Origin of the sequence: Rossellomorea aquimaris, assembly GCF_020171925.1 — a bacterium.
Taxonomy (GTDB): domain Bacteria; phylum Bacillota; class Bacilli; order Bacillales; family Bacillaceae_B; genus Rossellomorea; species Rossellomorea aquimaris_F.
In genome coordinates this window covers 1,058,855-1,085,098 of the sequence record NZ_JAIVAR010000001.1, presented here as the reverse complement: position 1 = coordinate 1,085,098, position 26,244 = coordinate 1,058,855, and the positions used below count along the sequence as shown (strand labels likewise).

Below are 26,244 nucleotides of genomic sequence, written 5' to 3'. Positions count from 1 at the left end.
GGTTGTGGTATGAGTCAGCAATCGATTTGGGAATTGGTGAAGAAGGGGAATAAATCTTCTTTATATGCGATGATCGGGAACAGTATTCTCGCCATTGCGAAGGGAGTGGCTTTCATCTTCAGTGGAAGCGGGGCGATGTTTGCATCAGCCATGCACTCATTGGCAGACTCAGTCAATCAAGGATTTGTCTTTATCGGAAGCGTATTGTCTGAAAAGGAGCCGACGGAAAAATTCCCGACAGGGTTCGGAAGGGTCATTAATCTGTTCTGTATGATCGCCGTCATCGTGGTGTCGATCATGGCATATGAAACGATCAAGGAAGGGTTTCACTTAATCAATCATCCTGCCGAAGTGAAAGGGATAGTGCTCAATCTCTGTATCTTACTGTTGAATATTATCATTGACGGAGCGATCCTTTTGAAGGTCATGAAGGAAATCGGGGAAGAATCGAGGGATGTCAGGAAAGGGATTGGCATCATCCCGGGTGCGTTCACAAACGTAACAAAGGCGTCCCCTCCCACTCGACTAGTCTTTTATGAAGATGTCGTCGCCGTAAGTGGTGCTTTACTTGCCCTCGTGGCCGTCACCGTATCCTATTTCACGGCTTTTGACCTTCTTGACGGGGTTGTCACAATCATCATCGGCTGCTTGATGATCTTCGTTGCGTTCAGGGTCGGGTATGACAATATGATCGGGTTGATCGGTGTCGCTGCCCCGAAAGATGTGGAAGACAAAGTGGCGAACATGATCCTTCAACATGAAATGGTCGTGGATATTTATAAAATGAGGATCATCCAGGAAGGAAGGTACTACCATGTCGAGGCCTACTTGGAGCTGAAAAAGGGGCTTCAATTATCCCAAGCGGATGATATTAAATTTGAAATCCACGATCATTTGACATCCGATCCCGATATCTCTGATGCGACACTTGGGATTCTAGAAGATGACGGAGCGCAAAAATGGGAGAACGGGGAAGATCCGTATTCCTTCAGGTAATACAAAAACGTATCATTTGGTCACCTACACGCTTCATATTATAATGGAAAGATAGTGAAGAGGGGGTGGAGGAATGAATGCAGATGAGATCATGCACCGGGTCAGGGGACGGACCCCGAAAGTCCTTGGCAGCGAAGAGTTCAGCGAATTCGCCATTTTTGTCCCATTGATCGAAGTGAATGGCGAGACACATATCCTTTTTGAAGTTCGGTCGCATAACATGAGGAGACAACCAGGTGAAATCTGCTTTCCGGGTGGCAGGATCGACCCGAAGGATAAGGATGCAGAGGCAGCCGCCATTCGTGAGACCTCGGAGGAACTTGGGATCCGACATAGTCAAATCTCGGATATCCATCCACTTGACTACCTCGTATCCCCATTCGGGACGATCATCTATCCTTTCGTCGGTAAATTGTGTGTAGATGTACAAGACTTGAAGCCGAATGAAGCAGAAGTGCAGGAAATCTTCACTTCACCGCTTGAAGAGTTACAAAAGAAGGAACCGGAATTATACACTATTACATTCCGGATGGAGCCGGAAGCCAACTTTCCTTATGAAAGCATTCCAGGTGGAGAGAATTATGACTTTCAGGCCCGGAATATGAAAGAACATTTTTATTATTATAACGACAAAGTGATATGGGGATTGACCGCCAGGATCCTTCATCACTTCATCGGACTCATTTCAAACAAAAAAACTTGAACAAATGTCTACAAATGACCGCTGAAGTAGACAGTAATCATTCTTTTGTTCCTGCTTTCAACCATGAGTTTTGTCGGAGTTGGTCATTTTCTTTGTTTTCATGTCGGTATTTGTTTAGTTTGCAGCCGTTTAAAAAGAGGTAAACAATGAATAACTAATGAATGACTGGAGGAGAAATCATGATCATACGTGCTAAATCATGGAGAATGCTCAGTGTTCAGGAGAAATTGTTCATTTTAAAAGCGGTTTGCAACAAAGGTTTTCGCTCCAAGAATTTGGTGGTGAAGTAGCATCGTGGGTGTAAAAAAGGGGAAAGCATAGCAGAGAGGGTGTTTTTGCAGAAGACCGCCCTCTCTTCCGCATCATACCATGCGCGTTTAATCCATTATAATCCACCTTGCTCACATGAATCATATGGTAAAATAGTAGAGTCGGCATGTGAAGGCACTGAATCAGATTTGGCCCGAGCATGCTTATGAACATCAATATACATAGTACGGGGGACAAAAGATCGTGAAGAAGAGAATAACCATCATGGCCCTGCTCGTTCTCATCATCTTATCCGGATGCAATCGGAACGCAGCAGAGATGATCAACGACGGGAAGGTCATCGTGAATAAGGAAGAGAAGACGATGACGTTCTATGGGAAGCTGACCGATCGTAATCTTGAGAAGGATACAACGTTTCAGGCACGCTTTTACTTGGAAGGTGGGGTGATCAGGAATGCCCTGGGGACGGACCTTGTTTACACGGATGAAGAATTAAAGAGCGACTCGGATCTTCAGAACGCAGAAACGTATGAAGTTCAGAAAACGGTTGAGATCAAGCAGCCTGAGAAAATCGATGAACTGGTGAAGGCTATCAAGGATAAAGAAGAAAAGGCCGTTTCCATTGAAATCATCAACGAGAACGGACGTATCGATGATAAGGTCATCCATAAGGTAGAAGAAAAGTAGAGCCATTGCTCTACTTTTCTTATTTCCGACCGTTATCTTCTGTCGATTGGCCGCTTCAACGCGTATAAGTCATCCTCCATAAGGAGCATCTTATCCATCAATACCTGCTTGGAATCTTCTATGCCTTGGTTATATAAGAAAGGGCCGATCTCCTTCAAAAAGAAGTCGAGCCAATTTTCAGCACCAAGATCCCCTATTTCATCACCAGTCTGTTCGTAATGAAATGTCTGGATCCTTTGGATCATCTCGTCTTTCGCTTCTTTCGGTAGTTTGGTGTAGCTCATTCTATCCCCTCCATGGTTTCTAGTGTCTCTATCATATCATACGGTCAAGGGGCGGATTGGCTCTCCATTCCACACTCTTTATTCTTACTATTCTGAATAATCGTTTAGAGAAAGGAATTGGGTATTATTTATCTAATAGTAAGAGGTGGATAGAAGAAAGGGGACTTTCGAATGGAACAGAATTCAATTTTTCTGATCAAGGAAAAGAATGGACTAAAGAAAGATTTTTCACTTCTTGTGTCGATGATGGATTACGCAAGGCACACAACGCTCCAAGAAGTACAAGGGTTATCGGTGGAAGAACTCGATTATAGGATTCATGACGAAGCAAACTCGATCGGGATGCTTCTGGCTCATTTCGATGCGGTGGAAAAGATTTATCAGGCACTGACGTTTGAGGATATGAGCGATGATGAGGTCGAGAGCTATGCAGATACACTGGAGCCGGCACTAAGTCTCGGAAAAGCGGGTGAAGTGATCAAAGGCAAAGAAGTGACGGAATATCTCGACACATTGAGTGAAACCCGTAGCAAAACAATCAGCCATTTCCGTGAACTACCTGAGGATTGGCTATACGAAGAAACGGATTGGTGGTACGGAGAGAAGGGGAATAACTTCTTCAAATGGTTCCATGTCTTTGAAGATGAGATCAATCATCGCGGACAGATCCGAATGATCAAAAAGCTCCATGCGAAAACACTTGAACAAGAAAATGTGAAATAAACCCAGCAGTTCGACCTATTTTTTTTCCTTTTCTTGAGTTTTAAGAAACAGTCTGGTATAGTATAGATAATTATTTTTGTTCGGTTAATTCATTTGATAGAAGAACATTCGTCTTGATGCTTAATCGAAGAAGAATATAAATTTTTTTATGTGCAACTGCACTAGGAGGTACATGTTTTATGCTACAAGGTAAAGTTAAATGGTTCAATGCAGAAAAAGGTTTCGGTTTCATCGAAGTTGAAGGTCAAGACGATGTATTTGTTCACTTCTCTGCAATCCAAGGCGAAGGCTACAAAACATTAGAAGAAGGTCAAGACGTTACATTTGAAATCGTTGAAGGCGCTCGTGGACCACAAGCTGCTAACGTTCAAAAGTAATTAAATAGCAAACTTCAAAACAGGGTGCGACATACGTACTCTGTTTTTTTTGATGTTGTCTTTTTTGATAATAGATCAAATTCTTTAATCACAAGAAATAGTCGAGGTGAAGGATTGTGTGGAAATATGTTAAGCCGTTTTTTATTTTCGCAGGTGTGTTTGTCGGGATTAGCATTCTTCTTAGTATCATAACAGGCTTGATCTTGACCTCATTTTATGAAGAAGGCGGTTTCACCGGTCATCCAATGATAGGCACGCTTATCAATGTGGTTGCTGCGGCAGCGGCCGTATTGGTTGCCTATAAGCCTTTTAAAAAGGCGGAGGGTGAAGGTAAACGGAAGCATTCATAACGAAAGAAAGAAGAGACCGATTTTTGGTCTCTTCTTTCTTTAAGTATAGAGCTTGTTTGTCTATGTTGGATTATTTGTTGTTTTGGTTTTGTTGCTGTTGAGCAGCTTTACGAGCTTTTTGAGCAGCGTTTTGCTCTTGCGCGAATTCTGCTTCATTTTTTTGTTGTTGTGGCTTTTTGTTGTTGTTGTTTGTCATGGTTATCACCTCCGTCAAGATATAAGATGCCCGAGTACGGAGGGATTATACGCTCTTTTTTCATTATTGAATGTGACCCATGTAAATCTATGTCGCTGGAACCTTACGTCCATCACCAGATGAGTTCAGCCCATTCCGGATGGTCGATGAATGGATTCCGGTTCCCTTGATACTGTTCATAGATGATTTCATTCCTTCTTTTTTCAATTTCATCGACAGGATCCTCTTTGTTCCATTTGAGAAGGACGGAACGTTTTCCGTGTAGGGGTTTTTTATTGTTTTCCACTCGATCATTCAACTCCAAGTCCGGTTCATCGCCTCCCCCTTCATAACGGACATCCATATAGAAGAGCATGCGTGCCACGTCCCCTTTGATGCTGTCACGAGGTTCCCAGGAATCTTTATCGTAGAAGGTCGACGGCGCTTCGGGGTGAGGCGTGCCGCCCTCGTCAAAGTCAAGGTTGCTCCTCGATGAGTTGACCGTAACATCGGTTGGCCTCAGATGATGTAAATCGGTTCCGGGCCCCGGCGAGGTACCGAATTCACCATGTGATTTCGCCCACACATGTTCACGATTCCAATCATCTTTATTTCCCCCAAACAACGATTTTGACTGAGAACGCCCTGTATACAGAAGGATGACGTTCGCAGGGTTATCCGGGTCTTCATCTGTCTTTTTTAACGCATCCCATACCGCTTTATATGTGAGTTCGTGATGGTCATCGATGATTTCATGCAGCGCGTCTTTCAAGTCCGCTCCTGTTTTACCTTCAGCGAGTTGATAATATCCTTGGAGTTCAGGGGAGTCGGGTAGCTCCGGCTCTTCGATGGGATCTGAACGCTCATCCGAAGAGAATTCCTCGGCATTTTTAAGGCCGGGTCTTGAAAAATAACCCGTCAACGTTCCTGTAACTGTCAGCTTCTTTCCATATGAGTTCGGGTTACTCTCCAGTCCGAAAGGCTGTCTGAAACCTGGAGGGATTTGGACGAATAGCATGTGGTTTACGTCTGATTCATCCGCGGTATCGGCAATGGCCAATGCGAAGTCATTGGTGAAATCCTTTATCAGGACCTTTGATTCTGAAACGGGCTGGCCGACAATGTAGCCAGTGACTGTAGCGGTGCTCTGATCCTGGAGAGCGATGGCGTTCTCTACAGATATCACTTCCCCGGTAAAGTCATCGTCAACGGTTTTGGAAACCATGTCGACAGAGTTCTCGTTCGGATCGCTGCAGCCGGTAAGGAGAAACGCGAGAAGAATGAATAGTTGAAAAGGTAGAAATCGGCATTTAAGCATCACGTAGCCTCCTTTTATTACGTTTTGACTGATTGAACGATTCTTAGCCTCCAATAATTGTTGTAAAAGCTTGTCTTTTTACTTAGATTACATGAAGTTTTGGGCAGGATGTGGAAATTTTTTTATCATACCTGAAAATTGAGTCAAAATGCTTATGGATGTTCGTAAGAGGATCAATCAGAGGAAGCGTCAATTCCTTAAGGATCGTGGGTGATACCGCTTTCAAAAAATAAGGGGAATTCATAGTGTATTCAAATGGGAAAAACCTCCTGAGAACAATGGTTTATTTGGGAAGGGGTTGGGGTATTACTAAGTTTGTGATAGTATGAGAAATCTGACGAAAAAGAGAAAAGTAAAAAAAGGAAAGGGGAAATGTTTTTGAAGAATTTTACACCGATGTTCTGGATATCCATCTCAATTGGAATCATATTCGTCCTATGGGGAGTCATCCTTCCCGATCAATTAATTTCTGTCATGAGCAATATACAAGGAATTCTCCTTGATAAGTTCGGTTGGTTTTATCAGTTCTCCGCCACGTTCTTCTTTGTGGTAGCCCTGTTCTTCGCGTTCAGTAAATACGGGAAGATCAAACTCGGGAAAGATGATGATAAACCCGAATACTCAACACCGACATGGTTTGCCATGTTATTCAGTGCCGGAATGGGAATCGGCCTCTTGTTCTATGGTGTGTCAGAGCCTGTCTCACACTATGCGAAACCGCCATTTGGCGAAGGGGGAACAATCGAATCCGCGAAAGTCGGCCTTCGTTATACATATTTACATTGGGGCTTTCATGCCTGGGCAATTTACGCCGTCGTGGCGCTAGCGCTTGCTTATTATAAGTTCAGGAAGGATATGCCCGGACTCATGAGTGCGACGCTTTATCCTGTCATCGGTAAACGAATTTATGGTCCAATCGGCTATATTGTCGATATCATCGCGGTATTCGCGACGATTTTCGGTGTCGCCATTTCACTTGGCATCGGTGCACAGCAAATAAACAGTGGCTTGAATTACCTGCTCGATATCCCGATCAGCTTCAGCGTTCAATTGATCATCATCGGGATTGCCACCGTGCTGTTCATTACATCTGCTGCATCCGGACTTTCAAAAGGAATCAAGTATCTGAGTAATGCCAATATGGTTCTTGCGGTTATCCTGTTTTTTCTCTTCCTCGTATTGGGACCAGCTCAGTTTGCGCTTGAATTATTCCTGACGACATTCGGAAGCTATGTACAAAAACTTCCAAGTATGGGCTTGCGTTTCTCTCCATTCATCCAGGAGGATAATCAGTGGGTGAAGGATTGGACCATTTTCTACTGGGCCTGGTGGATCTCCTGGACCCCGTTCGTTGGAACCTTTATCGCAAGGGTATCAAGGGGACGGACCGTCAGGGAATTCATCGTTGCCGTCATCATCGTTCCGACAATCGTTTGTGCATTGTGGTTCGGTGTGTTCGGAGGGACCGGACTGTATTTCGATGTCGTAAAAGGAATGAATGTATCCGGACAAAGTCTGGAAACGGCCCTTTTCTACGTCTACGATTTGATGCCGCTTAGCGGAGTGTTATCCGTCATTTCGTTATTCCTGATCATCACATTCTTTGTGACGTCTGCTGATTCAGCCACGTTCGTACTCGGCATGCAGACTTCAAACGGAAACCTGAACCCGCCGTTCTTCGTGAAGTTCAGCTGGGGGATCGTCCTCGCTGCGATCGCGGCCATCCTGATGGGATCGGGAGGTTACAGCGGACTGCAGTCAGCGACCATCATCACCGCGCTTCCACTCGGGATCGTGCTCTTAGTGATGACGTATGGTATGGTTGTGTCGTTCCAGAAAGATGTCAAGGATTCAAAGAAAACATCCTAGCGATTATTTCTATCAAAAGCCGTTGGACTATGATGTGTAGTCCAACGGCTTTTTTTGTTGTTTTGAACAACATGCCGACGATTGGTTAGGTCCTGACAGAAAAATCTTAAACCTGCTTTGAAAAAAACGTATGCAAGATTCCAAATTTACATGGTAAAATAATCCTGAAAGCGCAGGCCGAAAGGAAGAGTGAAGATAAATGAAGCAAATCATCGCCATGGGTGGGGGTGGCTTCTCCATGGAGCCGGAAAACCTACTGCTCGATCAATACATCCTTGATCAGTCTCGGAAAGATGTACCTGAAATCTGTTTCCTGCCAACGGCAAGCGGGGATGCGGACGGGTATATTCAACGATTTTATCACGCGTTTTCGATGCTTTCCTGTACCCCGTCCCATTTATCCCTGTTCAAGCTTCCAACAAGGGATCTTGAAGATTTTATCATGGAGAAGGACATCATTTACGTAGGTGGCGGAAACACGAAAAGCATGCTCGCGCTCTGGCGTGAGTGGGGAGTCGACCGTCTACTGGAAAAAGCATGGAACAACGGCACCATCCTATGTGGACTCAGTGCGGGATCACTATGCTGGTTCGAACAAGGCGTGACGGACTCATACGGCGACGAACTTGACGTCATCAATGCCCTTGGTTTTCTCAAAGGCAGCCACAGTCCGCACTATGATGGCGAAGCGGAGAGAAGGCCGACGTATCACCGGCTTATAAAAGAGGGGAAACTTCTCGCGGGCTACGGAGTGGATGATGGTGCAGCTCTCCATTTCCAAGGGGAGGAGCTTCACACTGTCGTCAGTTCTCGTCCGTCAGCACGAGCTTATTTCGTCAAGCTTGAAGGGGATGGTGTGATGGAGGAAGAAGTGTCGGTGAGGTATCTCGGTCAGTGATAGGGGAATAGATTTAAGTATGGCGCCCTTGGTCGGAGGGCGTTTTCTTTGTGTGGTAGAGGTTTTTTTGGAGAGGGTTGTTTGTCGATGGTCCTCCACTTACATTAGAATCATTGTTAAAAGAGCATATAATTCTAAAAAGGATCATAAATCTTCAAATAGGAGCATAAATCCGCAATTAGGATCATATTTTTCCAAAAAGGAGCATAAATCTTCAGAAAGGATCATATTTTCCTGAAAGGCAGCATAATTCTTCAGAAAGGGTTGTAATTTTCTTAATAAAGCACTATATATCTTCAGGAACGGATAATAATTTCCCGAAAAAGCACTATAAATCTTCAGGAACGAATCATATTTTCCTAAAAAAGGACTATAATTCTTCAATTTTCCCGAAAAGGACCATAATTCTTCAGGTAGGATGATTAATTTCCCCTAAAAAGGGACCATAATCCTTCAAAAAAATCATATCCTCCCAAATTGAGATTAAACTACATCGAACTACCGCTAATTTACCTGCAAATACCTTTTCAAACAACAAAACCACCGAACCTTCTTTACCATAACCGCCCCCCATTAGAAAAACCAACCGTCTTTCCAGGCTACTTAAAGGTTTCACGTTGAAAAACGGTCACCGACCTACTTCTAAGACAGTAAAATAGCGACCATCACCAAACCATGAACCCTTACAAAACCTGCCCCCTCTTTAATACAACTTCCCAACCACAATGAAAAAAGCCGCCGACAAAGTCGACAGCTTCAAACTATTGGACAGCCCCTATTCAACTCATTCCTGCCTAGGTTCATCAAAGCCCGAACGGCGCAGTTTAATGAACTTGACGAGGTTGAGGATGATTGTTTTCGCTACCGCGTATGTCGGGATGGCGAGGATCATGCCGAGAATCCCTGCCAGGTTTCCTGCCACAAGCAATAAGATGATGATGGTGGCTGGATGAGTATCAAGCCGTTTCCCCAAGATGAGGGGGGATAAGACATTTCCTTCGATTTGCTGTGCAATCGTAATGACGACGATGACAAGGATTGCCTTCGTCGGGGAATCGAACAGTGCAACGATGACGGCCGGTGCTGCACCGAGGAACGGTCCGACGTATGGGATGATGTTCGTGACGGCACCGATCAAGGCCATGACGAGAGCGAATGGAAGTCCGATGATCAAGTAGCCGATGAATGTAAGGGTCCCGACGAATAACGCGACTAACAGTTGGCCCTGGATATAGGCAGCAAGCGTCTCATTTGTATCCTTCAATGTTTTCAAACCTTCTTCACGATAGGAAGGGGGAAGGAATCGCGAAATCGCCTTTGGAAGCTTATGCCCATCCTTGAACATGAAGAATAATAGGAAAGGAACGGTCACAATCGTGATAGCGATATTCGTCAATATGCTAAGAAAGCCAGTGATCCCCGCTGTGATATTGTCTGGAAGCGTATTGGCGAAATCAGCAAGTTGATTTTCAATATCCTTGAGAGATACATATTCCTGGTTCATCATCCATTTGAACTGATCTGTTTGAGACAAGTATTCGATAAAATCCCTCGTCTGCTTCACATACTCTGGAAGTTGATTGGTCAAGCCGGTGATCTGTCTTGAAATGACAGGTGCGATGTTTCCGATGATCAAGGTGATGAGCCCGATGATGAGCGCATAAAGCACGATGATGGCAAGTGTCCTTGGGAGCTTCGCCTTCTCGAGCAAGTTCACGAGGGGGTTCAATAAGAAATAGAAAAACCCTGCAATGATGATCGGGAAGAATAGCGTGGAGAATAAGACGCCGATCGGCTGGAATAAAAATGAGATTTTCGTGCCTACGTAAATGATCGTCAAGATGACGAGGATCTGCAGGCTCCATGAATAAAATTTCTTCCTGTTCAATCGTTTCACCTCAAGTAGTAATTTCTTTTTATAAATTGATATGTATGTCGATGTTAAGTGTTTCCTATTAGTATAACAAACGGAGTGGTTAAACTACTACTACAATCTTTCGGGAAAGGGGGTAGTTCAGATGGAACAAAGGATACGTAACGAATTGGATAGGATCGAGGTGGAGTACGGGATCATTATCCTTTATGCCGTCGATGCGGGCAGCAGGGCGTGGGGCTACGAATCAGATGACAGTGACTATGATATCCGTTTCATTTATGTCCACCCAGTTCGCCATTATTTATCGATTCAGCAGAGAAGAGATGTCATTGAAAGGAAAGAAGATCCATTTGAGTTTGTGGGGTGGGATTTGAAGAAAACGTTTTTTCTACTGTACAAGTCGAACCCATCGATCCTCGAATGGTTAAAGTCAGATCAAGTATTCTTGGAGCATGAAGCTTTACAGGAATTACGGATGCTTAGTGAAAAGAGTTTTTCCCTGTTCACGGCATTGAACCATTATCATCGAATGGCGAAACAAAATCTACAACTGGCAGAGAGAAGAAAGCGACCAAAGGATTATTTGAATGTCGCAAGGCCGCTTCTTGCCTGTGAGTGGATTGAAACCTTTGGCACGTTCCCGCCGAACTGCATCAATCGGATGATGAGGGCTTTAGCTCTAGACGCTACTTTGAAAAGGGAGATCGAAGACCTGATCACCTTGAAAAAATCGGGTAAGAGCGAGATAGGTGATGCTTCGCTTTTCATGAGCTGTGCAACAGAAGGCATCGAGCGTGTTGAGTCACTTCTAAAGAGAAAACATAAACAAGAGGAGTTGGAAATGGCCGCGTACGATGACTGTTTCATCACCATCCTTGAACGCGTTTGGGGACATACACTCCCAATCGAGCATCCTTGAAAAGAAGGGAATGCATAATTGTTCCACTTCCGGTAAACCTATGAACAAACTAGACTAATTGAAGGTGTTCATATGGACGGATGGGAAATAAAGAATAGACGTAAAGTCAAGAAGCTTATCGAGTCCCACCAGCCGGAACCCGAAAAGCTTGTTGTTCATGACCTTGACGAACGTATCAAAGAGATTAAAGAGGGATTTTTCTATACGGATGATCTAAAATTACGCCAGCTGGAGTTTAATGACAAACGCCTAGTCATTCTATTTATTGATTCGGTCATCGATAACTTGAACATGCAAACGTACATTATCAAACCGATCAATGAGAAAAAAACGGGCAAGGTACAGGATGTCATCAGTGCCAATTCCCTCGTTGAAATCAAAAACAAGGCAGAAGCCATGGACGCGATGGTGGACGGGCACTGTTTGATTCTGACAGAAGAGGAGAACAGGATGTACCTGGTAAGCATGCCTGAGATCGATGACTCTCTGCATGAGCCCCATAACGAAAAAGTAATCAGGGGTTCTCACCAGGGCTTTGAAGAAAGCATTACGAAGAATATCCATTATATAAGGGAAAGGATTTCTAGTAGAAGAGTGACGGTCAACTATGCAACGGTAGGGGACACAACGACTACGAAATATGCCTTGGTCTATATTTCTGAATTGACCGATCCCGAAATCTTGGACCGGATAAAAAATCGAATCAGTTATATCAAAGCTGATTCGATTCAATCTCCTGGCTATTTCGAGGAATTCTTGGAAGACAATTCATTTTCACCATTTCCTCAGTACCTAAACACGGAAAGGCCGGACCGGGTTGCAGCGAACCTGATGGAAGGAAGGGTCGCCCTCGTCATGGAGGGAAGTCCGACCGTATTAATTTTTCCGATTACATTTTTCAGTTTTATGCAGACGGCGGAAGACTATAATAACCGCTCGTTCATCAGTTCCTTCTTTCGACTTGTGAGGTTGTTCAGCTTCATCATTGCGCTCTGCCTGCCTGCTTTTTACATTGCGGTCATTTCATTCAACTATGAAATCATTCCTGTAGAGATCATTTTCTCCATTAAAAGTTCACTTGAGTATGTGCCTTTTCCTCCGCTGATCGAAGCAATGATCATGCAACTGACTCTCGAGCTACTTCGGGAGGCATCGATCCGGTTGCCGAACCCGATTGCCCAGACGATCGGGGTCGTCGGCGGTCTCGTCATCGGGACGGCGGTTGTTGAAGCGAACCTGGTGTCGAATACAATGGTCATTGTCGTTGCCATTACTGCAATATCGTCCTTTGTCATCCCTTCGAATGAACTGAGTACTTCAATTAGGATATTGGGATTCCCTCTCATGCTGATGGCGGCATTGTTCGGGATCTTCGGAATTGTCATTGGTTTGATGCTCATCTTCATTCATATGTCTAAGCTTAAATCACTCGGGCACCCTTACCTGTATCCCGTCGCACCACTCGACATCGGAAGGCTGAAGGACGTACTGATTCGCGTACCCGTATGGATGAACAAGGAACGGCCGAAGGAAGTCAATGCAAAGTACAATTGGAGGGCATCGACCTCAAGGGGATGGAAACAAGATGAAAAAAACCAATAAGCTTGCATCGGCACAATTGACGTTTTTCATCATCCAGACCCAGATCGGTGTCGGGGTACTTGGCCTTCCTTTCAACGTGCATTCGGTGTCGAAACAAGATGCGTGGATGTCGGTATTGATTGCGGGGGTGGCCGTTCAAGTCATCATCATCCTTCTCTGGCTGCTCGGGAAGCGATTCCCATCGCAGTCCCTGTTCCAGTATTCAAGTCAGCTCTTCGGGAAGATGGTTGGAAGTTTGATCAATGGCGGGTACCTCGTATATGGTATCCTGGTCGTCAGTTTGATTCTCGTGTCGGCGGCAGGCATCATGCAGTCCTGGTCGCTTACGCTTACCCCGAAATGGGTGATCATGCTCCTCCTACTCATCCCAACAATTTATATTGGGAAAGAAAAGGTGCAGGATATCAGCAACGTCTTTGTTGTGGTTTCAGCACTGATTGTATTATTGATCATCATATCCACACTGGTACTATTCATTTATCCGGTGGATTGGCGCTATCTATTCCCGATGGGCGCATCGGGGGGGCTCACGATCTTGAAGGGGGCGAAGGAAGCCTATTTCTCCATGCTCGGGTTTGAATTGATTCTCATCCTGTATCCTAATTTCAAAGGGAACGGCGCGGGATCGATCCTTAAGGCAGCAACTGCTGCCAACGGAATTACGACGATCATATATACGTTCCTAACCATCGTGAGCCTTGTCACATTCAGTCCAGAGGAATTGAAGATTGTTCCGCAGCCTGTCCTTTACTATGTAAAATCGCTGTATTTCCAGGTCATTGAAAGAATCGACCTGCTATTTGCATCACTCTGGATTGTGAGCGTCATCACCTCCTTGACCAGCTATTTGTTTCTTTGTACAGAAAGCTGCAGCCATTGGTTCAAGGGCAAGCGTTTTTATAAGCGGGGATACTGTGCAGTCATCCTTACTCTCATTTCGTTCACCATTGCACTATTTCCACATGATGAGCAGCAAGTGGAGTTGCTGAGTACATGGGTATTGAAAGTATCTTGGTTGTTCGTGCTTGCCTTGCCGGTCCTGATGCTGGGTGTGTCTCTGATTTTCAAGAAAGAGGAGAGTGATGGAGCATGAAAAAGCTAGTACTTGCCATTGTTTTACTATTCGTTCATTTGTCTTTGACCGGCTGTTGGAATCAGCGATTATTAAAGGACGGCAGGCTAGTGTATGCTTCGTCCTTTGACTTAATGGAGGACAATAGAATCTTAACGACCGCCATCGTAAGGGATTTCCAAGGAGAATTTCCAACCAATGTGGAAATTCAGGATAGCGGGAGAACGATAAGGGAAACAAGGATCAAGATGGACCGGAAAGTGTCGGGGACCCTTGAGCCTTCGAAGAACCGGGTTTTTATCATGGGTGAGGACCTTGCAAAAAAAGACATCTATCAGTTCCTCGATATTTTGTACCGTGATCCCAGCAGTAGCATCTCTTCTAAACTGGTCATCTCAGAAGGGATGGGAGCGGATATTCTTTCAAAGTTGGATCAAAAGAACACGCTGATTGCAGAGTTTCTGCTCGAACTGATCAAAAGCGGGGAAAAGTCTACGGAGATTGATAAGTATAATCTACAATCAATCTGCACACTGATGTTCGACGAGGGAAAGGACTTTATCCTCCCGCTGATTACACTCGAAAATGGAGAAGTGGAATTGGAAGGGAGTGCAATGTTCCATAAACATGCCATGACCGGAAAAATCAGCATTTCTGATACCACACTATTCCTCCTAATGACGGGTAAAAAAGCAAAGGTATCCAGGTTCGTGACGAAAATGGACACTGAAAACGATACGTCACTTGATGATTATGTGACTTATAATGTCGTTAAACCGAAGTCAAAGATGAAAATCATTTCAGATGACCCTAGTAATATCAAGGTTGAAATCATTATGAAGGCTGGTATTAGCATCAGTGAATTCCCAGCAGACAAACTGGCAGAAGCAAAGACGATAAAAGAAATCAATGGGAAAATCCAGAAGGACTTGTCGAAACGGTCAAAAAAATTGATCCAAACCCTTCAAACGGCGAATAGCGATGTGTTCGGGATTGGCAGGGAACTGATCGCTTTCCATCCTGATACATGGAAGAAAGTCGATTGGGAAGAGGAGTATCCTAAGATTACAATCATCCCAAAGATCGAGACGAAGGTTGTCGGTCATGGAATCATCAATTAAAAAGAAAAAGTCTGGAGAAACGCTCCCCAGACTTTTTCCTATTGATCAAGATACGATCTTAAGCCCGATGATGCTTAAGATGATCAAACTGATGAAAAACAGGCGTGAAGGATTTTTTTCTTCCTTGAAAAAGAGCATCCCGATCAAGACGGCACCCGCCGAACCGATTCCTGTCCAAATGCCGTATCCAGTTGAGACTGGGATATGGATGAGGGACAAGGATAAAAGATAAAAGCTCAGTGCTCCGGCCGCAAAGCTGATGAAGGATGGAACCAGCTTCTTATAGCCATCAGAAAGCTTCATGAACGTGACCATCACCACTTCCGAAAAGCCGGCTGCGATCAATGTGATCCAGGCCATTCTGTCGTCCCCCTTTCTTCCTTGTTCTCTTTATCACTCATTTTGAGCCCGATGACGCCAAATAGTAGAAGGATGATAAATGCAATTTTCATAACACTCACGTCTTCTTGAAGAAAGGTCATCCCGACGATGGCCGTCCCGGCAGCGCCGATTCCGGTAAAGACTGCGTAGGCGGTGCCAATCGGCAGGAGCCTCATGCTTGTCGAGAAGAAATAAAAGCTGATGACAATCAGGACTGCTGTGATGATACTTGGAAGAGGCTCTGTAAATCCTTTTGACAACGAAAGTCCCGTTGCCCAGCCGATTTCGAGGAGCCCTCCGATGATGACATAAATCCAACCCATGTGGTCATCCTCCTTTTCATTTAAATAGTCCGAACGAGAACACCTTCCAGGACGCATCCATGCGCTGACGGAAGATGTCTTCCCGGTAGTAATGATGCTCAAGGAAAACCCCATCCACAAGGCAAAGGAAGGCAGCCGTGAATTCCGGCTCGGTGAAATGCTTCATGCCGCTAAAGTCTTTAGCGTCCTCATAGATGCTATGGAGGATGCCGGTGATGGTTTCCTCGAATTCAAAGAATTTCTCCTCGATCAGGTCCTTGAACGGTTCGGGCGGAAAGAACGTCACCCGTTTCCAAAGCAGTGCTTCCTCCGTGTTCATTAAGCGGCTGCAGAATAAGTCGAAGAGCCGTTTCAGGTTTTCTGCAGGCTCATCCTTCCTCAGCTTTAGTTCCCCGTAAGCGGTCGTTTCTGTGATCAATAAGTCTTCCAGAACAGCCGTGAAAATGTCTTCCTTTCCTGCAAAATGATTATAAATCGACGGCTTTTTAATGCCGACTGCGCTTGCGATGTCATGAAGGGACGTTTCCTCGTAGCCTTTTTGACCAAATAGACTCAATGCCACTTTTTTTATTTTTTCTTTATTATTTGTCTTCATGGTGTGTTCACCTCGCCATTCATACTAACTAACGTTCGTTAGTTTAATTATAAATCCGTACGATTTCTTTTGCAACCCATCTCTTCCACGCTGGTCTGTCATACTTTCTTCCGGTCCTTCATATAATGGCTCTGTTGTTTTTCTCGTAAGAGCACCATAACGATATAAGGAAAGGCCGGGAGAGAAGAATGGGGAAAGTGAAAATCAAGGTCTTGGTATTGTGTTCTTTGTTAGTAGGGTTCGTTTGCTTGCTTTTCTATAAAGAAGCAACAAAAGTGAGGATTGAAAAATGGATGACGATCGAGGAGAAATATTATCCTCAAGCTGATGATGGGACAGCTACAGGGATCAAGACAAAGGAGAAAATCAAAGGAGAAGGGTGTGCCATTAAATTCAATAGCAAGAAACCGGTTGTTTATGATGTCGATTGTGACCGTTACACAGACTATCTTGTCGGTGAGAGAGTCAAGGTGACGGTTCAAGGAGAACAGTTGATAAAAATCAGGAGAAAGTAATTTCCAATTTGGGGTTAAACACGATACTATTAGGATAGTGAAATTTGTGAAGGGAGGGAGACCTGATGACAAACAGGGACCTGGTCCAATATTTTGTCGTGAACAAAGAATTGAATATGACAAAAGGGAAGACGGCCGCACAAGTGGCTCATGCCGCGACGCTCAGTACAATCGAGTTGGTATCGACCAAGACATCGTTTCAGGACCGTCAGGCCGATTTCGTCGAGTGGCTAAAGACGGGTATGAAAAAAATCGTGCTGAAAGCCAATCAGGCAGAGCTTGAAAAACTGGAAGGGAATGGATTCTTCAGTATTCGGGACAGTGGGTTGACCGAGATTCAGAAAGGATCGCTCACCGTTGTCGCGCTGCCTCCGATGGAGAAATGGGAAGCAAAGGAGCTCGTGGGACATTTGACATTATTGAAAAACTGAGCACTTCAGGAAAGGATGAGAGAAACTGTTTTCAAAAGTGGATACGATACATATAAGCGTTCGTTGTTTGGAAGAAGCAAAACAGTGGTATAAGGAAGTGCTGGAGCTTGAGGAGATCTATACGGCCAGTCATTATTCCGTTTTCAAGGTCGGAACAGGCGAGACACCGATCACCGTCGGGGAAGGCGAGGTCCGTCCCTCCTCTACAACGACCATTCTTTTCTCCGAAGCACTGGAGGAGACCCGGTTGAAATTGCTTGATCGAGAAGTGGAAGCCGGCCCTGTTTTGACGGATGAAGGGGTCACATACTTCCAATTCACGGACCCCGACGGCAACCCATTTGAAGTTTGTCACGTGCCGTCATAGAAATTTATGGTAAACTGTTAGGGATATTCCTGTTGGAGGTGGAGAGGAAATGGAACAAGAAATGGGTATGGAAGGTCTAGGCATCTTCTTTGGACTATTTGGTGTATTGTATATCGGCGTTGCATTATTTGTGGTCGTCTTGACGATTGTGTTCATCTTTAAGGCGATGAGCTTCATGAAGCATAAAACGGAAAGTGACCGCAAGCTCATCCAAGCAATCGAACGGCTGGATGCTCGTCAAAAAACACCAACGGCAGAGTCCTATGAGGATAAGATGTAACGAACGATGGAACCCAATGAAGCACATAGCTTGTTGGGTTTTGTTTTTTTATAAGGAAAGGAGATACATTATGGGGTACATACAAGAACTGAGGGAGCTGGTCGGAACGCGTCCGGTCATCCTTCCGGGGGCCGTCGTCATCATCCTTGACGGCAAAGGAAACGTCCTTTTGCAGCAACGGAGGTTCCCGAACGGAAAATGGGGACTGCCCGGCGGCTTGATGGAATTGGCTGAATCGACGGAAGAGACGGCGCGGAGAGAGGTATGGGAGGAAACACGCCTCGAATTGGGTGAACTTCATCTGATGAATGTGTATTCCGGGAGTGATCAATATATCAAAGCGGAGAATGGGGACGAGTTCTACGTGGTTGCGACCGTCTATTTCACGGATGAGTACCATGGTGAAATGAAGGCGGATCAAACAGAATCATATATGCTGATGTTTCATCCGCTTGAAGAACTCCCGGAGAATATGGTTGGAAGTCATCGGGAAATGGTGGAGGAATATCGTCGTAAGTTCGTAGAGGTGGCATCAACATAATTTCCGCTCGATGGGTGGAGTTTTTGATTTTTTTTGCAAAGTACCCCCATAAAATGATCGTCACATGACGAATAATGTCATAACAGGTCATTGTCACGACCATTTTTATCAACAGGGGAGGTACTTTAAGTATGAATATTGATAAAATACTGGAAGATACCGCAGAACTTGCACAAGAAGAAATCAAAACACCGATTTATCGATTCGATATCGACCGATTGTTGGACCAGACGGATGATTTGTAATTTTTCACTAACACATTAAACCAGTTAAACAATAGAGCGTAATTGGAAGACGAGTATGAAATCAGGACGATTTTATGCTCGTTTTTTTATGTTTACGTTTCATATGAGTAAGCACCCTTTCATATAATGCTTCAAACATCGGCAGGGGGTTTACGATATGAGGAAACGAAGGGACCTTAAACAGTTCATAGGATTGACACTTCCCTCTTTTGTAAAAGCAAAATGGAGGAAGCGTAAAGAAAAACTAGCGAATCATAAAAGGCGAAGCTGTAAGTATGCAACTTTCGTTAATAAACAAAATATTGATTGGTCAGCGTTGGAATACATGTGCTCGGAAACCAAACGGGACAGGGTGCTTGAGAAAGCTTTGATAAGGGAATTTCAGTTAGATCAGAATACAAATGGAATAAAGTATTACTATAACCGAATCGACCTGGATGGAGATGGAAGGTTGGAACTCTTTGTGTACATCGTCGGTTCCTATTTGTGCGGGACCGGGGGCTGCAGTGCTGCTATATTCAAGGAGAAAAGAGGGGACTATGTGTTGGTGTCAAGATTCAGTCTCGTCAATAATCCCGTCATCATCAGCGACAACAAGACGAATGGATATCATGACATCATCATGAATGTGTATGGCGGGGGCATCGAGCCATTCTTTGCACAGCTTAGATATGACGGGAAAACCTATCCAGGCAATCCTTCGATGCAATCGCGGCTAGAACCTGGTTCGGTCATAAGGGGCAAAGCGGTTGTTGCAGATGATATAGGTGATAGCCCGGGGATTATATTGAGTTGAAACCGAATGCCGCCCCCAACAAGGGGGCGGCATTCGGTTTGAAAAGACGACTTCAGTCATGGCGTTTATGTTGATTGATCAGTTCTTTCATCATGTTGATGATGGTGGCCCTTTCCTCTCGATTGAAGCCTTGCACCCAGTTGGTGATGAGATGATCCTCTTCTTCCGATAAGTCACGGTGAAGGGCATTTTCAAAGATATCCTTTATCTCATTTCCTTTTTGATCGTGATCGACAATTGGTCTCATAATCGTGAACCAACCTCCTTTCTACCTATTTTCCCATTCTCTTGAAAACGAAACATTTCCTGAGAAATGGTGATAGTACCCATCATACGGTCGCGGGTTTGTGATAAAATCATAGAAAACGAGTATTGGAGAAGGGTAGGAGAAGAAATGGCACATATTTGTATCGTCCGTCACGGCCAGACCGATTGGAATCTTAAGGGCAAGCTTCAAGGGCAGACGGACATCCCGCTGAATGAAACCGGCCGCAAGCAAGCTGGGGAATGCAGGGAGTTCCTGAAGGATATGGACTGGGATGTGGTTGTGACGACTTCTTTGAAGCGAGCAAAGGAAACTGCTGAAATCATCAACGAATCCTTGGGACTTCCGCTCTTGGAGATGGATCAGTTCAAGGAACGCTCATTCGGTGAAGGGGAAGGAATGACAAGGGAAGCACGGGAGGAGAAATATCCCGGTTTCCAATTTCCTGGCATGGAGACCAGGGAGGAGCTTCATGATCGGATCGAAGATGGATTGCAGCAGATCCTTAAACAGTTCCCTGGGAAGAAGGTGTTACTCGTCTCACACGGTGCCGTCATTCACGCGATGATCAATCGCTATCATGTGGATGGGGATAAGCTCGAGGAGTTCCGCCTCTTCAACGGATGCTTGACCAACCTGAGCTTCGAGGATGAGGGATGGAACGTGCATGACTATAATGTGACGGACCACCTGGTGGAGACCAAGGGGTAGTCTGGTGGGACATGAAACAGGAGGAAAGTCAGTGAGCATCATTTTATTCGACGGGGTATGTAATTTATGCAGCCATGCGGTTCAATTCATCATAGAAAGGGACCCAAAGGGAAACTTTCGATTCGCCTCGCTGCAAAGCAATGCAGGGGAGAGGTTAAGGAGAGAGCACGGAATACAGGCTTCGACTGACAGCATTGTCTTGATCAAGGACGGGAGGGCATACGTTGAATCCACTGCCGCTCTCAGAGTTGCTTCAGGGTTAAAGTGGCCGTGGAAAGCTTTTACGGTCATGCTGGTGATTCCAAGGCCGATCAGGGACAGGCTGTATCAGTGGGTGGCGAAGAACCGATATAAGTGGTTCGGTAAGAAGGACTCCTGTATGATGCCGTCTAAGGAAACAAAGGACAGATTCATTGAATTGTAGAGAGGATGCGAGTATGGTGCGGTTATGCCATACTCGTTTTTTTGTGAACGCCATGTTACTCCTCCCCCATCTACAAGGGGCTTAATAGTATAAGTTACTCTGTTCTTGGGGATTAATGTAAAAAACGAATCAGGGGAGAATCATGGATAATTACAAAAATGATAATACCGCCAGAAGATATCGGGCACATGTGAGCCTGCTTGGAACCACCCAGATCCATCTGCGGAATCCTTATATCGTGGCTTGGTGGAGTGCCGCCTTTCCAGGGTTCGGCCACCTATTGTTATCGAAATATTTACGTGGGTTTGTTTTGTTCATTTGGGAAGTGGTCGTCAATATCCAATCAAATCTGAATACCGCGATGATCCACTCTTTTCAAGGTGACATCGACAAGGCAAAAGAGGTATTGGATACACAGTGGCTCTTGATTTATATACCGGTTTACATTTTTGCGATCTGGGATAGTTACCGTACGACAGTCGACTTGAATAAAGTGTCCGTCCTGGCAGAGAGGGAGGAACATAAATTCAACAGCTTCAGCATCGGAGCCCTCGAAATCAATTATTTGGATCAACGGAATCCGCTCATGGCAGTGGTGTGGTCACTGTTCATGCCTGGACTCGGTCAATTATACATACACCGGATTGTGACGGCGTTCTTCGTCATTGTCTGGACCGTCGTGTTTTTCTATTATTCACATGGACTTGAAGCCATTACGCTTGTGTTTCTCGGTGAGATTGAAAAATCCACATCCGTTCTGAGACCTGAGTGGTTTTTGTTCTTTCCATCACTCTACGGATTCTCGGTGTATGACTCTTATATCAACACCGTCGAAAACAACAAATTGTTTGAAAAAGAACAGAGATCCTTCTTTAAGAAACATTATCAATCATCCTCTTTTCGGATCGTTAAAAAGGGTAAGGTGTAAGCCATGCAGATTTTTTCTACATTTGAACATAACATCTATATTGAAATGGCGGTGTCGACCCTGGAAAAAAAGGGCGTCAAGCGGGGTGACATCTACATCGTGCCACTTGATAACCGTATGGAGGAACGCACGTTATTCGATAACCTGCATCGTTCGGATGGAGTATCGTTATTTGATATCGGTGCTGCCCTCTCAACGGCGTTTGCGGTATTGGGTGCAAGCATTGGATTCAAGCTTGCGTGGGGTCCGATATACGGGGGGTTGATCGGCGCTTTTTTGGGGTTTGTTTTGGGATTCGTTCTTCGCCTGATCACAGAGAAAGTGATGAAGAAGAAAAGAAGAAAACTTAAAGGAAAACATTCAGAAATCATCGTGATTGTTGACTGTAAAGATGATTTAGGGGAAACCGTGGAAAATATTTTATTCAGCCATTTTGCCATTGGTGTGGCAAAGGTGAAATAGAGTGTTTTGATTGGCTGTTTTTGATGGTTTGTTGAAACCGATGGCGATTGTCCCGAGGTGTAAACCATCTAGGATTTGTTTCTTTAGCAGAAAAATTTTAAAATAGAAAGAAACAGTGGGATGGACGAATGTTCTCATTGATGAGGAGGAATGAACATGGATGGTACGGAAAAGCATTTTTCAGAGGAAAAGTTCTGGGGGAAACTGAAGAAGGCTGGTACGAAGGCAGGGCATTCCGTCGTGTACACCGCGCTGCTTCTTTATTATGTCCTGCAGAAGCCCGATGTTCCGAAGAAAGCAAAAATGGTGATCATCGGGGCTCTCGGCTATTTCATCCTCCCGACCGACCTGGTTCCGGATTTCGCGGTGGGTGTCGGATTTACAGACGACCTTGGAGCGCTCGGCGTCGCACTATTTCAAGTCGCCATGTATATTGATGACGAAGTGAAGGCGAAAGCAAAGGCCAAAGTAAGGGAATGGTTCGGCGATGATGTGGATACGTCAGAAGTGGATGAGAAATTATGATGAGTGATTCATAGGCTTGGAACAGGGGGGGGATGGTAGAGATGGAAGAGCCGAACGTGGGGGAAGTCAGCATCGTTACACCAGCGGATTGTGGCAATTCCCCGAAGAGAGTGTTCTTACGCGATTTTCTGATTTCGATGACGGTTAACGATCTTAGCTTTATCGAAAAACATCTCTCGGATTCCTTTTGCTGGACGGAGGCGGGAAGGAACAGGAGAGAAACAAAGTCCGGATTCATCGAAATGGTGGAACAGCAGGGGCGAGTGGTCGAATTAGGAATCCGGGGTATCATCACTCACGGGAAAGAAGCAGCGGTAAACGGGATTCAGAAGTTTGCTGACGGTCGTCAAACGAACTTCTGCCACACCATAGAATTCGTCAGCGCGGGAAAGAAACAAATAAAAGCCATCACTTCCTACATCATATAATCAGTTGAAGGTACGTCCCTCATTGCAGTAACGCTTTACTGCGATGAGGGACGTACCTTATTTTGGGATTTTGTTATGGATGAAGTAAAATGAATGATGTAGGGACATATGTCCTTTCGGGAAACGTCATTCTCCTATTTAATTGACTTCAGGATGAAAAGGTAGGAGGAAGAGAGATGAAAGGTGCAATATTTGCCTTGCTTGGTGGACTCTGCATTACGATGCAGGGGATCTTCAACGCAAGGATGAGTGACGTGATCGGCGGTTGGCAAACCGTGTCGGTTGTCCATATCGTCGCGTTCACGATTTCGATGATCATTTATATGAATGTACGAGACGGCCGCGGGAAGAGCTTCAGGAAGGTGCCGTTCCTGTACTTGATTGGGGGGACTTTCGGGGTAGTCGTCGTGTTCTCTGAGCTGACGGCCATCCATATGATCGGGCCTGCATCTGCCATTGCGATTCTACTTGTCGCACAGATCGGTACGGCATTTGTAATCGAATCAAAAGGGTGGTTTGGCGAGGAGCGGATTCCTGTCACGTTCAGACAGGGTGCTGGACTCTTGATGATGCTTGCCGGGGTCGTCCTTTTCCAACTATAGAAGGAGTAATGAGCATGAAAGAATTACAAGTTGATGACATTCTTCATTTATTAGAGAAAGTTGAGCTGAGTGACTTGTTTCCGGCTCACTTCCGGGAGCGGATTAATGTATATCAGTTTGAAAAAGGGGATGTATTGTTCTCTACCGGGGAAGAGCTTCATGCATTATACTTCCTCGTTGAAGGGAAAATCAAAATCTTCACCCACACCCCTGAAGGAAAGCTCTTGATCAACCGGTTCAAACGGCCGCCTGCATTGATCGGGGATGTGGAGTATTCAAAAGGGGGTCCCGTCATCAACTCAGTTGAAGCTGTTACAGGGGGGATGTTCCTTTCAATCTCGTTCACTGATTTGGCGAGACTTGAAGCTGAACACCCTGCGATAACCCGTTTCCTGTTTGATACGGTGGCACATAAATTTTACACAGAATTGCATGCTACGAGCATGCATATGCTCTACCCTGTCGAAGTGAGACTCGCGAGTTATCTGTTATCGATATCTGAAATCAGGGAAGGCACGATGTTTCATCAAGAAATGCGTACCTCGAATCTGATGGAATTGGCAGAGTGGATCGGCACTAGCTATCGCCACTTGAACCGCGTGTTGAAGAATATGGCGGCAGAGCAGATCATCGAACGGGAAAATGGTTCAATCATCATCAAGGACCTTGATAAGCTGAGCTTGCTTGCAAAGGGAAACATCTACGAATAAGGAGGGCTCTTATGATTGGCATACTATTAGCAATCGTCGCGGGCATTCTGATCAGCCTGCAAAATGTATTCAATGCACGGGTCAGTGAGAGGACCGGACCTTGGGCCACTACGAGCCTTGTACTCGGTCTCGGGCTTGTTTGTTCGCTTCCGGTCTTTTACGGAATCGAGCAGCGCAGTTTACTCGACTTCGGGGATGTGAATCCCATTTATCTATTAAGCGGTGTCTTCGGCGTAGGGATCGTCTTCTTCTTGATGAGAGGCGTCACCTTAATCGGTCCGGCGTATGCGATCTCGATCGCGCTTATCTCGCAGATTACAATCGCCTTCGTGATCAACACAGGCGGGTGGTTCGGGTTTGAATCCTCACCTCTGTCATGGCAGAAAATTCTCGGGATTATCCTTCTGATTGGCGGAGTGCTCGTCTATAAGCTGGAAAAACCGAAGGATGAAAGAAAAGAAGAACAACGGATTGAACTGGACAGAATGAGGGCGTGACTTCCTAAGGGGAGTCGCGTTTTTTTTTGTTGGATGGTTGAGGGGGTAAGATGTGAAGTCTTCGAGATGCGAAGGTACGTCCCTCGATGCGGTAAAGGAGTAAAGTGTCTGATGGATGTTAATTAAAATGATAATTATTTATTGTAAAACGATAAATGTGATGGTAGAATTAGGGTGAAAACGGATAGGTGAGGTGCTTTTGATGAGAAATGGGACGACAATGTTTTTAAAAATAGCGCTGTTTGTGATCGGGTTCCCGATTTTGGCATTATGTGTGGCCGGGCTGCCGTGGATGGCAGGGGAATTGGTCGAGGTCCATCCGGAATGGGATCTATGGCGTTATCCGGTATTGGCCGGGATGTATGCATCTGCAGTTGCTTACTTCGCGGCATTATTTCAGGCATACAGATTGTTAACGTATATCGACCGTGATGAAGCCTTTTCAGATCTCTCGGTGAGTGCGTTAAGGAAGATCAGGAACTGTGCGGTCATCATCAGCTTTCTATATACTGCGCTCATGCCGTTCATCTATATCATGGCAGAGGTCGACGATGCACCAGGATTGATTGTGCTCGGAATGGTCATCATCTTCGCATCGGCAGTCATCGCAGTATTTGCAGCTGTCCTACAAACCTTGTTGAGAAGTGTCATTGACATAAAAACGGAAAATGATTTAACGGTCTGAGGTGAATGAATTGGCAATTATAATCAATATCGATGTGATGCTGGCAAAAAGGAAAATGAGCGTGACCGAGCTTTCGGAAAGGGTCGGGATCACGATGGCGAACCTTTCGATTTTAAAGAACGGAAAAGCAAAAGCTGTCAGGCTCTCGACGCTCGAGGCAATATGCAAGGCGTTGGATTGTCAGCCTGGGGATTTGCTGGAGTACCGGGCGGAAGAGGAAGACGGGGATTAATGGATTGTGGGTGCTGTGATTCAAGTGGGTGCGGGGCTTTTAGTTGGGAGTCAAGGTATCA

The 26,244-nt window shown here is 45.1% G+C and carries 37 protein-coding genes; 29 read left to right on the top strand and 8 right to left on the bottom strand.

The features are described 5' to 3' along the window. Nucleotides 1-9: 9 nt before the first annotated feature. The 3 genes from LCM10_RS05625 (at nucleotide 10) to LCM10_RS05615 (ending at nucleotide 2,656) form a co-directional block, all read left to right on the top strand. Entirely contained in the window at nucleotides 10-996 is a 987-nt protein-coding gene (locus tag LCM10_RS05625) for a cation diffusion facilitator family transporter (RefSeq protein ID WP_224875179.1), read from the top strand. A gap of 73 nt (nucleotides 997-1,069) precedes the next feature. After that, nucleotides 1,070-1,699 carry an NUDIX hydrolase gene (locus LCM10_RS05620; RefSeq protein ID WP_224875178.1) on the top strand — a complete coding sequence of 210 codons (630 nt, stop codon included), beginning with the start codon at nucleotides 1,070-1,072 and terminating at the stop codon, nucleotides 1,697-1,699. Between the two features lie 513 nt (nucleotides 1,700-2,212). Next, nucleotides 2,213-2,656 (top strand): hypothetical protein, encoded by a 444-nt coding sequence (locus tag LCM10_RS05615; protein WP_224875177.1) that lies wholly within the window; start codon nucleotides 2,213-2,215, stop codon nucleotides 2,654-2,656. Between the two features lie 32 nt (nucleotides 2,657-2,688). Here the strand turns inward: LCM10_RS05615 and LCM10_RS05610 are convergent, their stop codons facing one another. Continuing rightward, complete coding sequence (locus LCM10_RS05610; protein WP_224875176.1) at nucleotides 2,689-2,940, bottom strand: DUF2164 domain-containing protein; 252 nt, start codon at nucleotides 2,938-2,940, stop codon at nucleotides 2,689-2,691. Nucleotides 2,941-3,111: 171 nt separating this feature from the next. Between LCM10_RS05610 and LCM10_RS05605 the strand changes: the two genes are divergently transcribed. The 3 genes from LCM10_RS05605 (at nucleotide 3,112) to LCM10_RS05595 (ending at nucleotide 4,390) form a co-directional block, all read left to right on the top strand. Next, on the top strand, nucleotides 3,112-3,663 hold the full coding sequence (locus tag LCM10_RS05605; protein ID WP_224875175.1) for a DinB family protein: 552 nt from the start codon (nucleotides 3,112-3,114) through the stop codon (nucleotides 3,661-3,663). Nucleotides 3,664-3,842: 179 nt separating this feature from the next. Then, on the top strand, nucleotides 3,843-4,040 hold the full coding sequence (gene cspD / locus LCM10_RS05600; RefSeq protein WP_053426876.1) for a cold-shock protein CspD: 198 nt from the start codon (nucleotides 3,843-3,845) through the stop codon (nucleotides 4,038-4,040). 116 nt (nucleotides 4,041-4,156) lie between these two features. After that, nucleotides 4,157-4,390 carry a hypothetical protein gene (locus LCM10_RS05595; RefSeq protein ID WP_224875174.1) on the top strand — a complete coding sequence of 78 codons (234 nt, stop codon included), beginning with the start codon at nucleotides 4,157-4,159 and terminating at the stop codon, nucleotides 4,388-4,390. A gap of 70 nt (nucleotides 4,391-4,460) precedes the next feature. Here the strand turns inward: LCM10_RS05595 and LCM10_RS20590 are convergent, their stop codons facing one another. Both LCM10_RS20590 and LCM10_RS05590 read right to left on the bottom strand, forming a co-directional pair. Next, the gene (locus LCM10_RS20590) at nucleotides 4,461-4,586 is read right to left on the bottom strand and encodes a hypothetical protein (RefSeq protein WP_263621369.1); all 126 of its coding nucleotides are present in this window, start codon (nucleotides 4,584-4,586) and stop codon (nucleotides 4,461-4,463) included. A gap of 112 nt (nucleotides 4,587-4,698) precedes the next feature. Further along, nucleotides 4,699-5,790 carry an endonuclease gene (locus LCM10_RS05590; protein WP_412103377.1) on the bottom strand — a complete coding sequence of 364 codons (1,092 nt, stop codon included), beginning with the start codon at nucleotides 5,788-5,790 and terminating at the stop codon, nucleotides 4,699-4,701. A gap of 471 nt (nucleotides 5,791-6,261) precedes the next feature. On the opposite strand from LCM10_RS05590, the gene LCM10_RS05585 reads away from it, so the two are divergent. Then, nucleotides 6,262-7,752 carry a BCCT family transporter gene (locus tag LCM10_RS05585; protein ID WP_224875172.1) on the top strand — a complete coding sequence of 497 codons (1,491 nt, stop codon included), beginning with the start codon at nucleotides 6,262-6,264 and terminating at the stop codon, nucleotides 7,750-7,752. 199 nt (nucleotides 7,753-7,951) lie between these two features. Continuing rightward, nucleotides 7,952-8,650, top strand: coding sequence for a peptidase E (locus LCM10_RS05580; protein ID WP_224875171.1), 699 nt, complete (start codon nucleotides 7,952-7,954; stop codon nucleotides 8,648-8,650). A gap of 784 nt (nucleotides 8,651-9,434) precedes the next feature. Here the strand turns inward: LCM10_RS05580 and LCM10_RS05575 are convergent. Further along, a complete protein-coding gene (locus LCM10_RS05575; RefSeq protein WP_224875170.1) occupies nucleotides 9,435-10,538 on the bottom strand; it encodes an AI-2E family transporter in 1,104 nt (367 codons plus the stop codon). 130 nt (nucleotides 10,539-10,668) lie between these two features. On the opposite strand from LCM10_RS05575, the gene LCM10_RS05570 reads away from it, so the two are divergent. From LCM10_RS05570 to LCM10_RS05555, 4 genes are all read left to right on the top strand, one after another. After that, nucleotides 10,669-11,445, top strand: a complete 777-nt coding sequence (locus tag LCM10_RS05570) for a DNA polymerase beta superfamily protein (protein WP_224875169.1) — start codon at nucleotides 10,669-10,671, stop codon at nucleotides 11,443-11,445. Nucleotides 11,446-11,517: 72 nt separating this feature from the next. Then, entirely contained in the window at nucleotides 11,518-13,047 is a 1,530-nt protein-coding gene (locus tag LCM10_RS05565) for a spore germination protein (RefSeq protein ID WP_224875168.1), read from the top strand. Further along, entirely contained in the window at nucleotides 13,031-14,140 is a 1,110-nt protein-coding gene (locus LCM10_RS05560) for a GerAB/ArcD/ProY family transporter (RefSeq protein WP_224875167.1), read from the top strand. Before LCM10_RS05565 ends, LCM10_RS05560 begins: the two co-directional genes overlap by 17 nt. Continuing rightward, entirely contained in the window at nucleotides 14,137-15,240 is a 1,104-nt protein-coding gene (locus tag LCM10_RS05555) for a Ger(x)C family spore germination protein (protein WP_224875166.1), read from the top strand. The genes LCM10_RS05560 and LCM10_RS05555 overlap by 4 nt, the downstream gene beginning before the upstream one ends. Nucleotides 15,241-15,285: 45 nt before the next feature. Here the strand turns inward: LCM10_RS05555 and LCM10_RS05550 are convergent, their stop codons facing one another. Genes LCM10_RS05550 through LCM10_RS05540 form a run of 3 tightly spaced genes read right to left on the bottom strand, consistent with a single transcriptional unit; the run spans nucleotide 15,286 to nucleotide 16,539 of the window. Next, entirely contained in the window at nucleotides 15,286-15,600 is a 315-nt protein-coding gene (locus LCM10_RS05550; RefSeq protein ID WP_224875165.1) for a DMT family transporter, read from the bottom strand. After that, nucleotides 15,582-15,944, bottom strand: a complete 363-nt coding sequence (locus tag LCM10_RS05545) for a DMT family transporter (protein ID WP_224875164.1) — start codon at nucleotides 15,942-15,944, stop codon at nucleotides 15,582-15,584. The genes LCM10_RS05550 and LCM10_RS05545 overlap by 19 nt, the downstream gene beginning before the upstream one ends. A gap of 16 nt (nucleotides 15,945-15,960) precedes the next feature. Then, nucleotides 15,961-16,539 (bottom strand): TetR/AcrR family transcriptional regulator, encoded by a 579-nt coding sequence (locus LCM10_RS05540; protein ID WP_224875163.1) that lies wholly within the window; start codon nucleotides 16,537-16,539, stop codon nucleotides 15,961-15,963. A 188-nt stretch (nucleotides 16,540-16,727) separates the two neighbouring features. Between LCM10_RS05540 and LCM10_RS05535 the strand changes: the two genes are divergently transcribed. The 6 genes from LCM10_RS05535 to LCM10_RS05510 all read left to right on the top strand — a co-directional run bounded on the left by LCM10_RS05535 (nucleotide 16,728) and on the right by LCM10_RS05510 (nucleotide 19,714). After that, complete coding sequence (locus LCM10_RS05535; RefSeq protein ID WP_224875162.1) at nucleotides 16,728-17,054, top strand: hypothetical protein; 327 nt, start codon at nucleotides 16,728-16,730, stop codon at nucleotides 17,052-17,054. A gap of 65 nt (nucleotides 17,055-17,119) precedes the next feature. Further along, a complete protein-coding gene (locus LCM10_RS05530) occupies nucleotides 17,120-17,485 on the top strand; it encodes an aminoacyl-tRNA hydrolase (protein ID WP_224875161.1) in 366 nt (121 codons plus the stop codon). Nucleotides 17,486-17,522: 37 nt separating this feature from the next. Then, complete coding sequence (locus tag LCM10_RS05525) at nucleotides 17,523-17,852, top strand: VOC family protein (protein ID WP_412103363.1); 330 nt, start codon at nucleotides 17,523-17,525, stop codon at nucleotides 17,850-17,852. 49 nt (nucleotides 17,853-17,901) lie between these two features. Then, nucleotides 17,902-18,132 (top strand): hypothetical protein, encoded by a 231-nt coding sequence (locus tag LCM10_RS05520; RefSeq protein ID WP_224875159.1) that lies wholly within the window; start codon nucleotides 17,902-17,904, stop codon nucleotides 18,130-18,132. Between the two features lie 70 nt (nucleotides 18,133-18,202). After that, nucleotides 18,203-18,673: an NUDIX hydrolase gene (locus LCM10_RS05515; protein WP_224875158.1), complete on the top strand. Its 471-nt coding sequence runs from the start codon at nucleotides 18,203-18,205 to the stop codon at nucleotides 18,671-18,673. 402 nt (nucleotides 18,674-19,075) lie between these two features. Beyond that, the gene (locus LCM10_RS05510; RefSeq protein ID WP_224875157.1) at nucleotides 19,076-19,714 is read left to right on the top strand and encodes a hypothetical protein; all 639 of its coding nucleotides are present in this window, start codon (nucleotides 19,076-19,078) and stop codon (nucleotides 19,712-19,714) included. 52 nt (nucleotides 19,715-19,766) lie between these two features. On the opposite strand, the gene LCM10_RS05505 is transcribed toward LCM10_RS05510, so the two are convergent. Further along, the gene (locus tag LCM10_RS05505; RefSeq protein WP_224875156.1) at nucleotides 19,767-19,961 is read right to left on the bottom strand and encodes a hypothetical protein; all 195 of its coding nucleotides are present in this window, start codon (nucleotides 19,959-19,961) and stop codon (nucleotides 19,767-19,769) included. Between the two features lie 147 nt (nucleotides 19,962-20,108). On the opposite strand from LCM10_RS05505, the gene LCM10_RS05500 reads away from it, so the two are divergent. From LCM10_RS05500 to LCM10_RS05450, 11 genes are all read left to right on the top strand, one after another. Next, complete coding sequence (locus tag LCM10_RS05500) at nucleotides 20,109-20,690, top strand: histidine phosphatase family protein (RefSeq protein ID WP_224875155.1); 582 nt, start codon at nucleotides 20,109-20,111, stop codon at nucleotides 20,688-20,690. A 31-nt stretch (nucleotides 20,691-20,721) separates the two neighbouring features. Continuing rightward, nucleotides 20,722-21,114, top strand: coding sequence for a thiol-disulfide oxidoreductase DCC family protein (locus LCM10_RS05495; protein WP_224875154.1), 393 nt, complete (start codon nucleotides 20,722-20,724; stop codon nucleotides 21,112-21,114). A 142-nt stretch (nucleotides 21,115-21,256) separates the two neighbouring features. Then, nucleotides 21,257-22,042 (top strand): hypothetical protein, encoded by a 786-nt coding sequence (locus LCM10_RS05490; RefSeq protein WP_224875153.1) that lies wholly within the window; start codon nucleotides 21,257-21,259, stop codon nucleotides 22,040-22,042. A gap of 3 nt (nucleotides 22,043-22,045) precedes the next feature. Next, entirely contained in the window at nucleotides 22,046-22,504 is a 459-nt protein-coding gene (locus tag LCM10_RS05485; protein ID WP_224875152.1) for a hypothetical protein, read from the top strand. A 156-nt stretch (nucleotides 22,505-22,660) separates the two neighbouring features. After that, nucleotides 22,661-23,029 carry a YkvA family protein gene (locus LCM10_RS05480; protein WP_224875151.1) on the top strand — a complete coding sequence of 123 codons (369 nt, stop codon included), beginning with the start codon at nucleotides 22,661-22,663 and terminating at the stop codon, nucleotides 23,027-23,029. A 41-nt stretch (nucleotides 23,030-23,070) separates the two neighbouring features. Next, the gene (locus LCM10_RS05475) at nucleotides 23,071-23,457 is read left to right on the top strand and encodes a hypothetical protein (RefSeq protein WP_224875150.1); all 387 of its coding nucleotides are present in this window, start codon (nucleotides 23,071-23,073) and stop codon (nucleotides 23,455-23,457) included. 176 nt (nucleotides 23,458-23,633) lie between these two features. After that, a complete protein-coding gene (locus tag LCM10_RS05470) occupies nucleotides 23,634-24,059 on the top strand; it encodes a DMT family transporter (RefSeq protein ID WP_224875149.1) in 426 nt (141 codons plus the stop codon). Nucleotides 24,060-24,073: 14 nt separating this feature from the next. After that, complete coding sequence (locus tag LCM10_RS05465) at nucleotides 24,074-24,769, top strand: Crp/Fnr family transcriptional regulator (RefSeq protein ID WP_224875148.1); 696 nt, start codon at nucleotides 24,074-24,076, stop codon at nucleotides 24,767-24,769. 11 nt (nucleotides 24,770-24,780) lie between these two features. Continuing rightward, the gene (locus tag LCM10_RS05460) at nucleotides 24,781-25,266 is read left to right on the top strand and encodes a DMT family transporter (RefSeq protein WP_224875147.1); all 486 of its coding nucleotides are present in this window, start codon (nucleotides 24,781-24,783) and stop codon (nucleotides 25,264-25,266) included. A 202-nt stretch (nucleotides 25,267-25,468) separates the two neighbouring features. Then, nucleotides 25,469-25,951, top strand: coding sequence for a DUF2975 domain-containing protein (locus LCM10_RS05455; protein ID WP_224875610.1), 483 nt, complete (start codon nucleotides 25,469-25,471; stop codon nucleotides 25,949-25,951). A gap of 10 nt (nucleotides 25,952-25,961) precedes the next feature. After that, entirely contained in the window at nucleotides 25,962-26,183 is a 222-nt protein-coding gene (locus LCM10_RS05450; RefSeq protein WP_224875146.1) for a helix-turn-helix domain-containing protein, read from the top strand. Nucleotides 26,184-26,244 lie beyond the last annotated feature (61 nt).

Excerpts from the sequence above, each read along its gene's own strand:
- LCM10_RS05625 (WP_224875179.1), top strand. The coding sequence starts at position 10 with ATGAGTCAGCAATCGATTTGGGAATTGGTGAAGAAGGGGAATAAATCT.
- LCM10_RS05620 (WP_224875178.1), top strand. The coding sequence starts at position 1,070 with ATGAATGCAGATGAGATCATGCACCGGGTCAGGGGACGGACCCCGAAA.
- LCM10_RS05610 (WP_224875176.1), bottom strand. The coding sequence starts at position 2,940 with ATGAGCTACACCAAACTACCGAAAGAAGCGAAAGACGAGATGATCCAA.
- LCM10_RS05605 (WP_224875175.1), top strand. The coding sequence starts at position 3,112 with ATGGAACAGAATTCAATTTTTCTGATCAAGGAAAAGAATGGACTAAAG.
- cspD (WP_053426876.1), top strand. The coding sequence starts at position 3,843 with ATGCTACAAGGTAAAGTTAAATGGTTCAATGCAGAAAAAGGTTTCGGT.
- LCM10_RS20590 (WP_263621369.1), bottom strand. The coding sequence starts at position 4,586 with ATGACAAACAACAACAACAAAAAGCCACAACAACAAAAAAATGAAGCA.
- LCM10_RS05590 (WP_412103377.1), bottom strand. The coding sequence starts at position 5,790 with ATGGTTTCCAAAACCGTTGACGATGACTTTACCGGGGAAGTGATATCT.
- LCM10_RS05580 (WP_224875171.1), top strand. The coding sequence starts at position 7,952 with ATGAAGCAAATCATCGCCATGGGTGGGGGTGGCTTCTCCATGGAGCCG.
- LCM10_RS05570 (WP_224875169.1), top strand. The coding sequence starts at position 10,669 with ATGGAACAAAGGATACGTAACGAATTGGATAGGATCGAGGTGGAGTAC.
- LCM10_RS05565 (WP_224875168.1), top strand. The coding sequence starts at position 11,518 with ATGGACGGATGGGAAATAAAGAATAGACGTAAAGTCAAGAAGCTTATC.
- LCM10_RS05560 (WP_224875167.1), top strand. The coding sequence starts at position 13,031 with ATGAAAAAAACCAATAAGCTTGCATCGGCACAATTGACGTTTTTCATC.
- LCM10_RS05555 (WP_224875166.1), top strand. The coding sequence starts at position 14,137 with ATGAAAAAGCTAGTACTTGCCATTGTTTTACTATTCGTTCATTTGTCT.
- LCM10_RS05550 (WP_224875165.1), bottom strand. The coding sequence starts at position 15,600 with ATGGCCTGGATCACATTGATCGCAGCCGGCTTTTCGGAAGTGGTGATG.
- LCM10_RS05545 (WP_224875164.1), bottom strand. The coding sequence starts at position 15,944 with ATGGGTTGGATTTATGTCATCATCGGAGGGCTCCTCGAAATCGGCTGG.
- LCM10_RS05540 (WP_224875163.1), bottom strand. The coding sequence starts at position 16,539 with ATGAAGACAAATAATAAAGAAAAAATAAAAAAAGTGGCATTGAGTCTA.
- LCM10_RS05535 (WP_224875162.1), top strand. The coding sequence starts at position 16,728 with ATGGGGAAAGTGAAAATCAAGGTCTTGGTATTGTGTTCTTTGTTAGTA.
- LCM10_RS05530 (WP_224875161.1), top strand. The coding sequence starts at position 17,120 with ATGACAAACAGGGACCTGGTCCAATATTTTGTCGTGAACAAAGAATTG.
- LCM10_RS05520 (WP_224875159.1), top strand. The coding sequence starts at position 17,902 with ATGGAACAAGAAATGGGTATGGAAGGTCTAGGCATCTTCTTTGGACTA.
- LCM10_RS05515 (WP_224875158.1), top strand. The coding sequence starts at position 18,203 with ATGGGGTACATACAAGAACTGAGGGAGCTGGTCGGAACGCGTCCGGTC.
- LCM10_RS05510 (WP_224875157.1), top strand. The coding sequence starts at position 19,076 with ATGAGGAAACGAAGGGACCTTAAACAGTTCATAGGATTGACACTTCCC.
- LCM10_RS05505 (WP_224875156.1), bottom strand. The coding sequence starts at position 19,961 with ATGAGACCAATTGTCGATCACGATCAAAAAGGAAATGAGATAAAGGAT.
- LCM10_RS05500 (WP_224875155.1), top strand. The coding sequence starts at position 20,109 with ATGGCACATATTTGTATCGTCCGTCACGGCCAGACCGATTGGAATCTT.
- LCM10_RS05490 (WP_224875153.1), top strand. The coding sequence starts at position 21,257 with ATGGATAATTACAAAAATGATAATACCGCCAGAAGATATCGGGCACAT.
- LCM10_RS05485 (WP_224875152.1), top strand. The coding sequence starts at position 22,046 with ATGCAGATTTTTTCTACATTTGAACATAACATCTATATTGAAATGGCG.
- LCM10_RS05480 (WP_224875151.1), top strand. The coding sequence starts at position 22,661 with ATGGATGGTACGGAAAAGCATTTTTCAGAGGAAAAGTTCTGGGGGAAA.
- LCM10_RS05475 (WP_224875150.1), top strand. The coding sequence starts at position 23,071 with ATGGAAGAGCCGAACGTGGGGGAAGTCAGCATCGTTACACCAGCGGAT.
- LCM10_RS05470 (WP_224875149.1), top strand. The coding sequence starts at position 23,634 with ATGAAAGGTGCAATATTTGCCTTGCTTGGTGGACTCTGCATTACGATG.
- LCM10_RS05465 (WP_224875148.1), top strand. The coding sequence starts at position 24,074 with ATGAAAGAATTACAAGTTGATGACATTCTTCATTTATTAGAGAAAGTT.
- LCM10_RS05460 (WP_224875147.1), top strand. The coding sequence starts at position 24,781 with ATGATTGGCATACTATTAGCAATCGTCGCGGGCATTCTGATCAGCCTG.
- LCM10_RS05455 (WP_224875610.1), top strand. The coding sequence starts at position 25,469 with ATGAGAAATGGGACGACAATGTTTTTAAAAATAGCGCTGTTTGTGATC.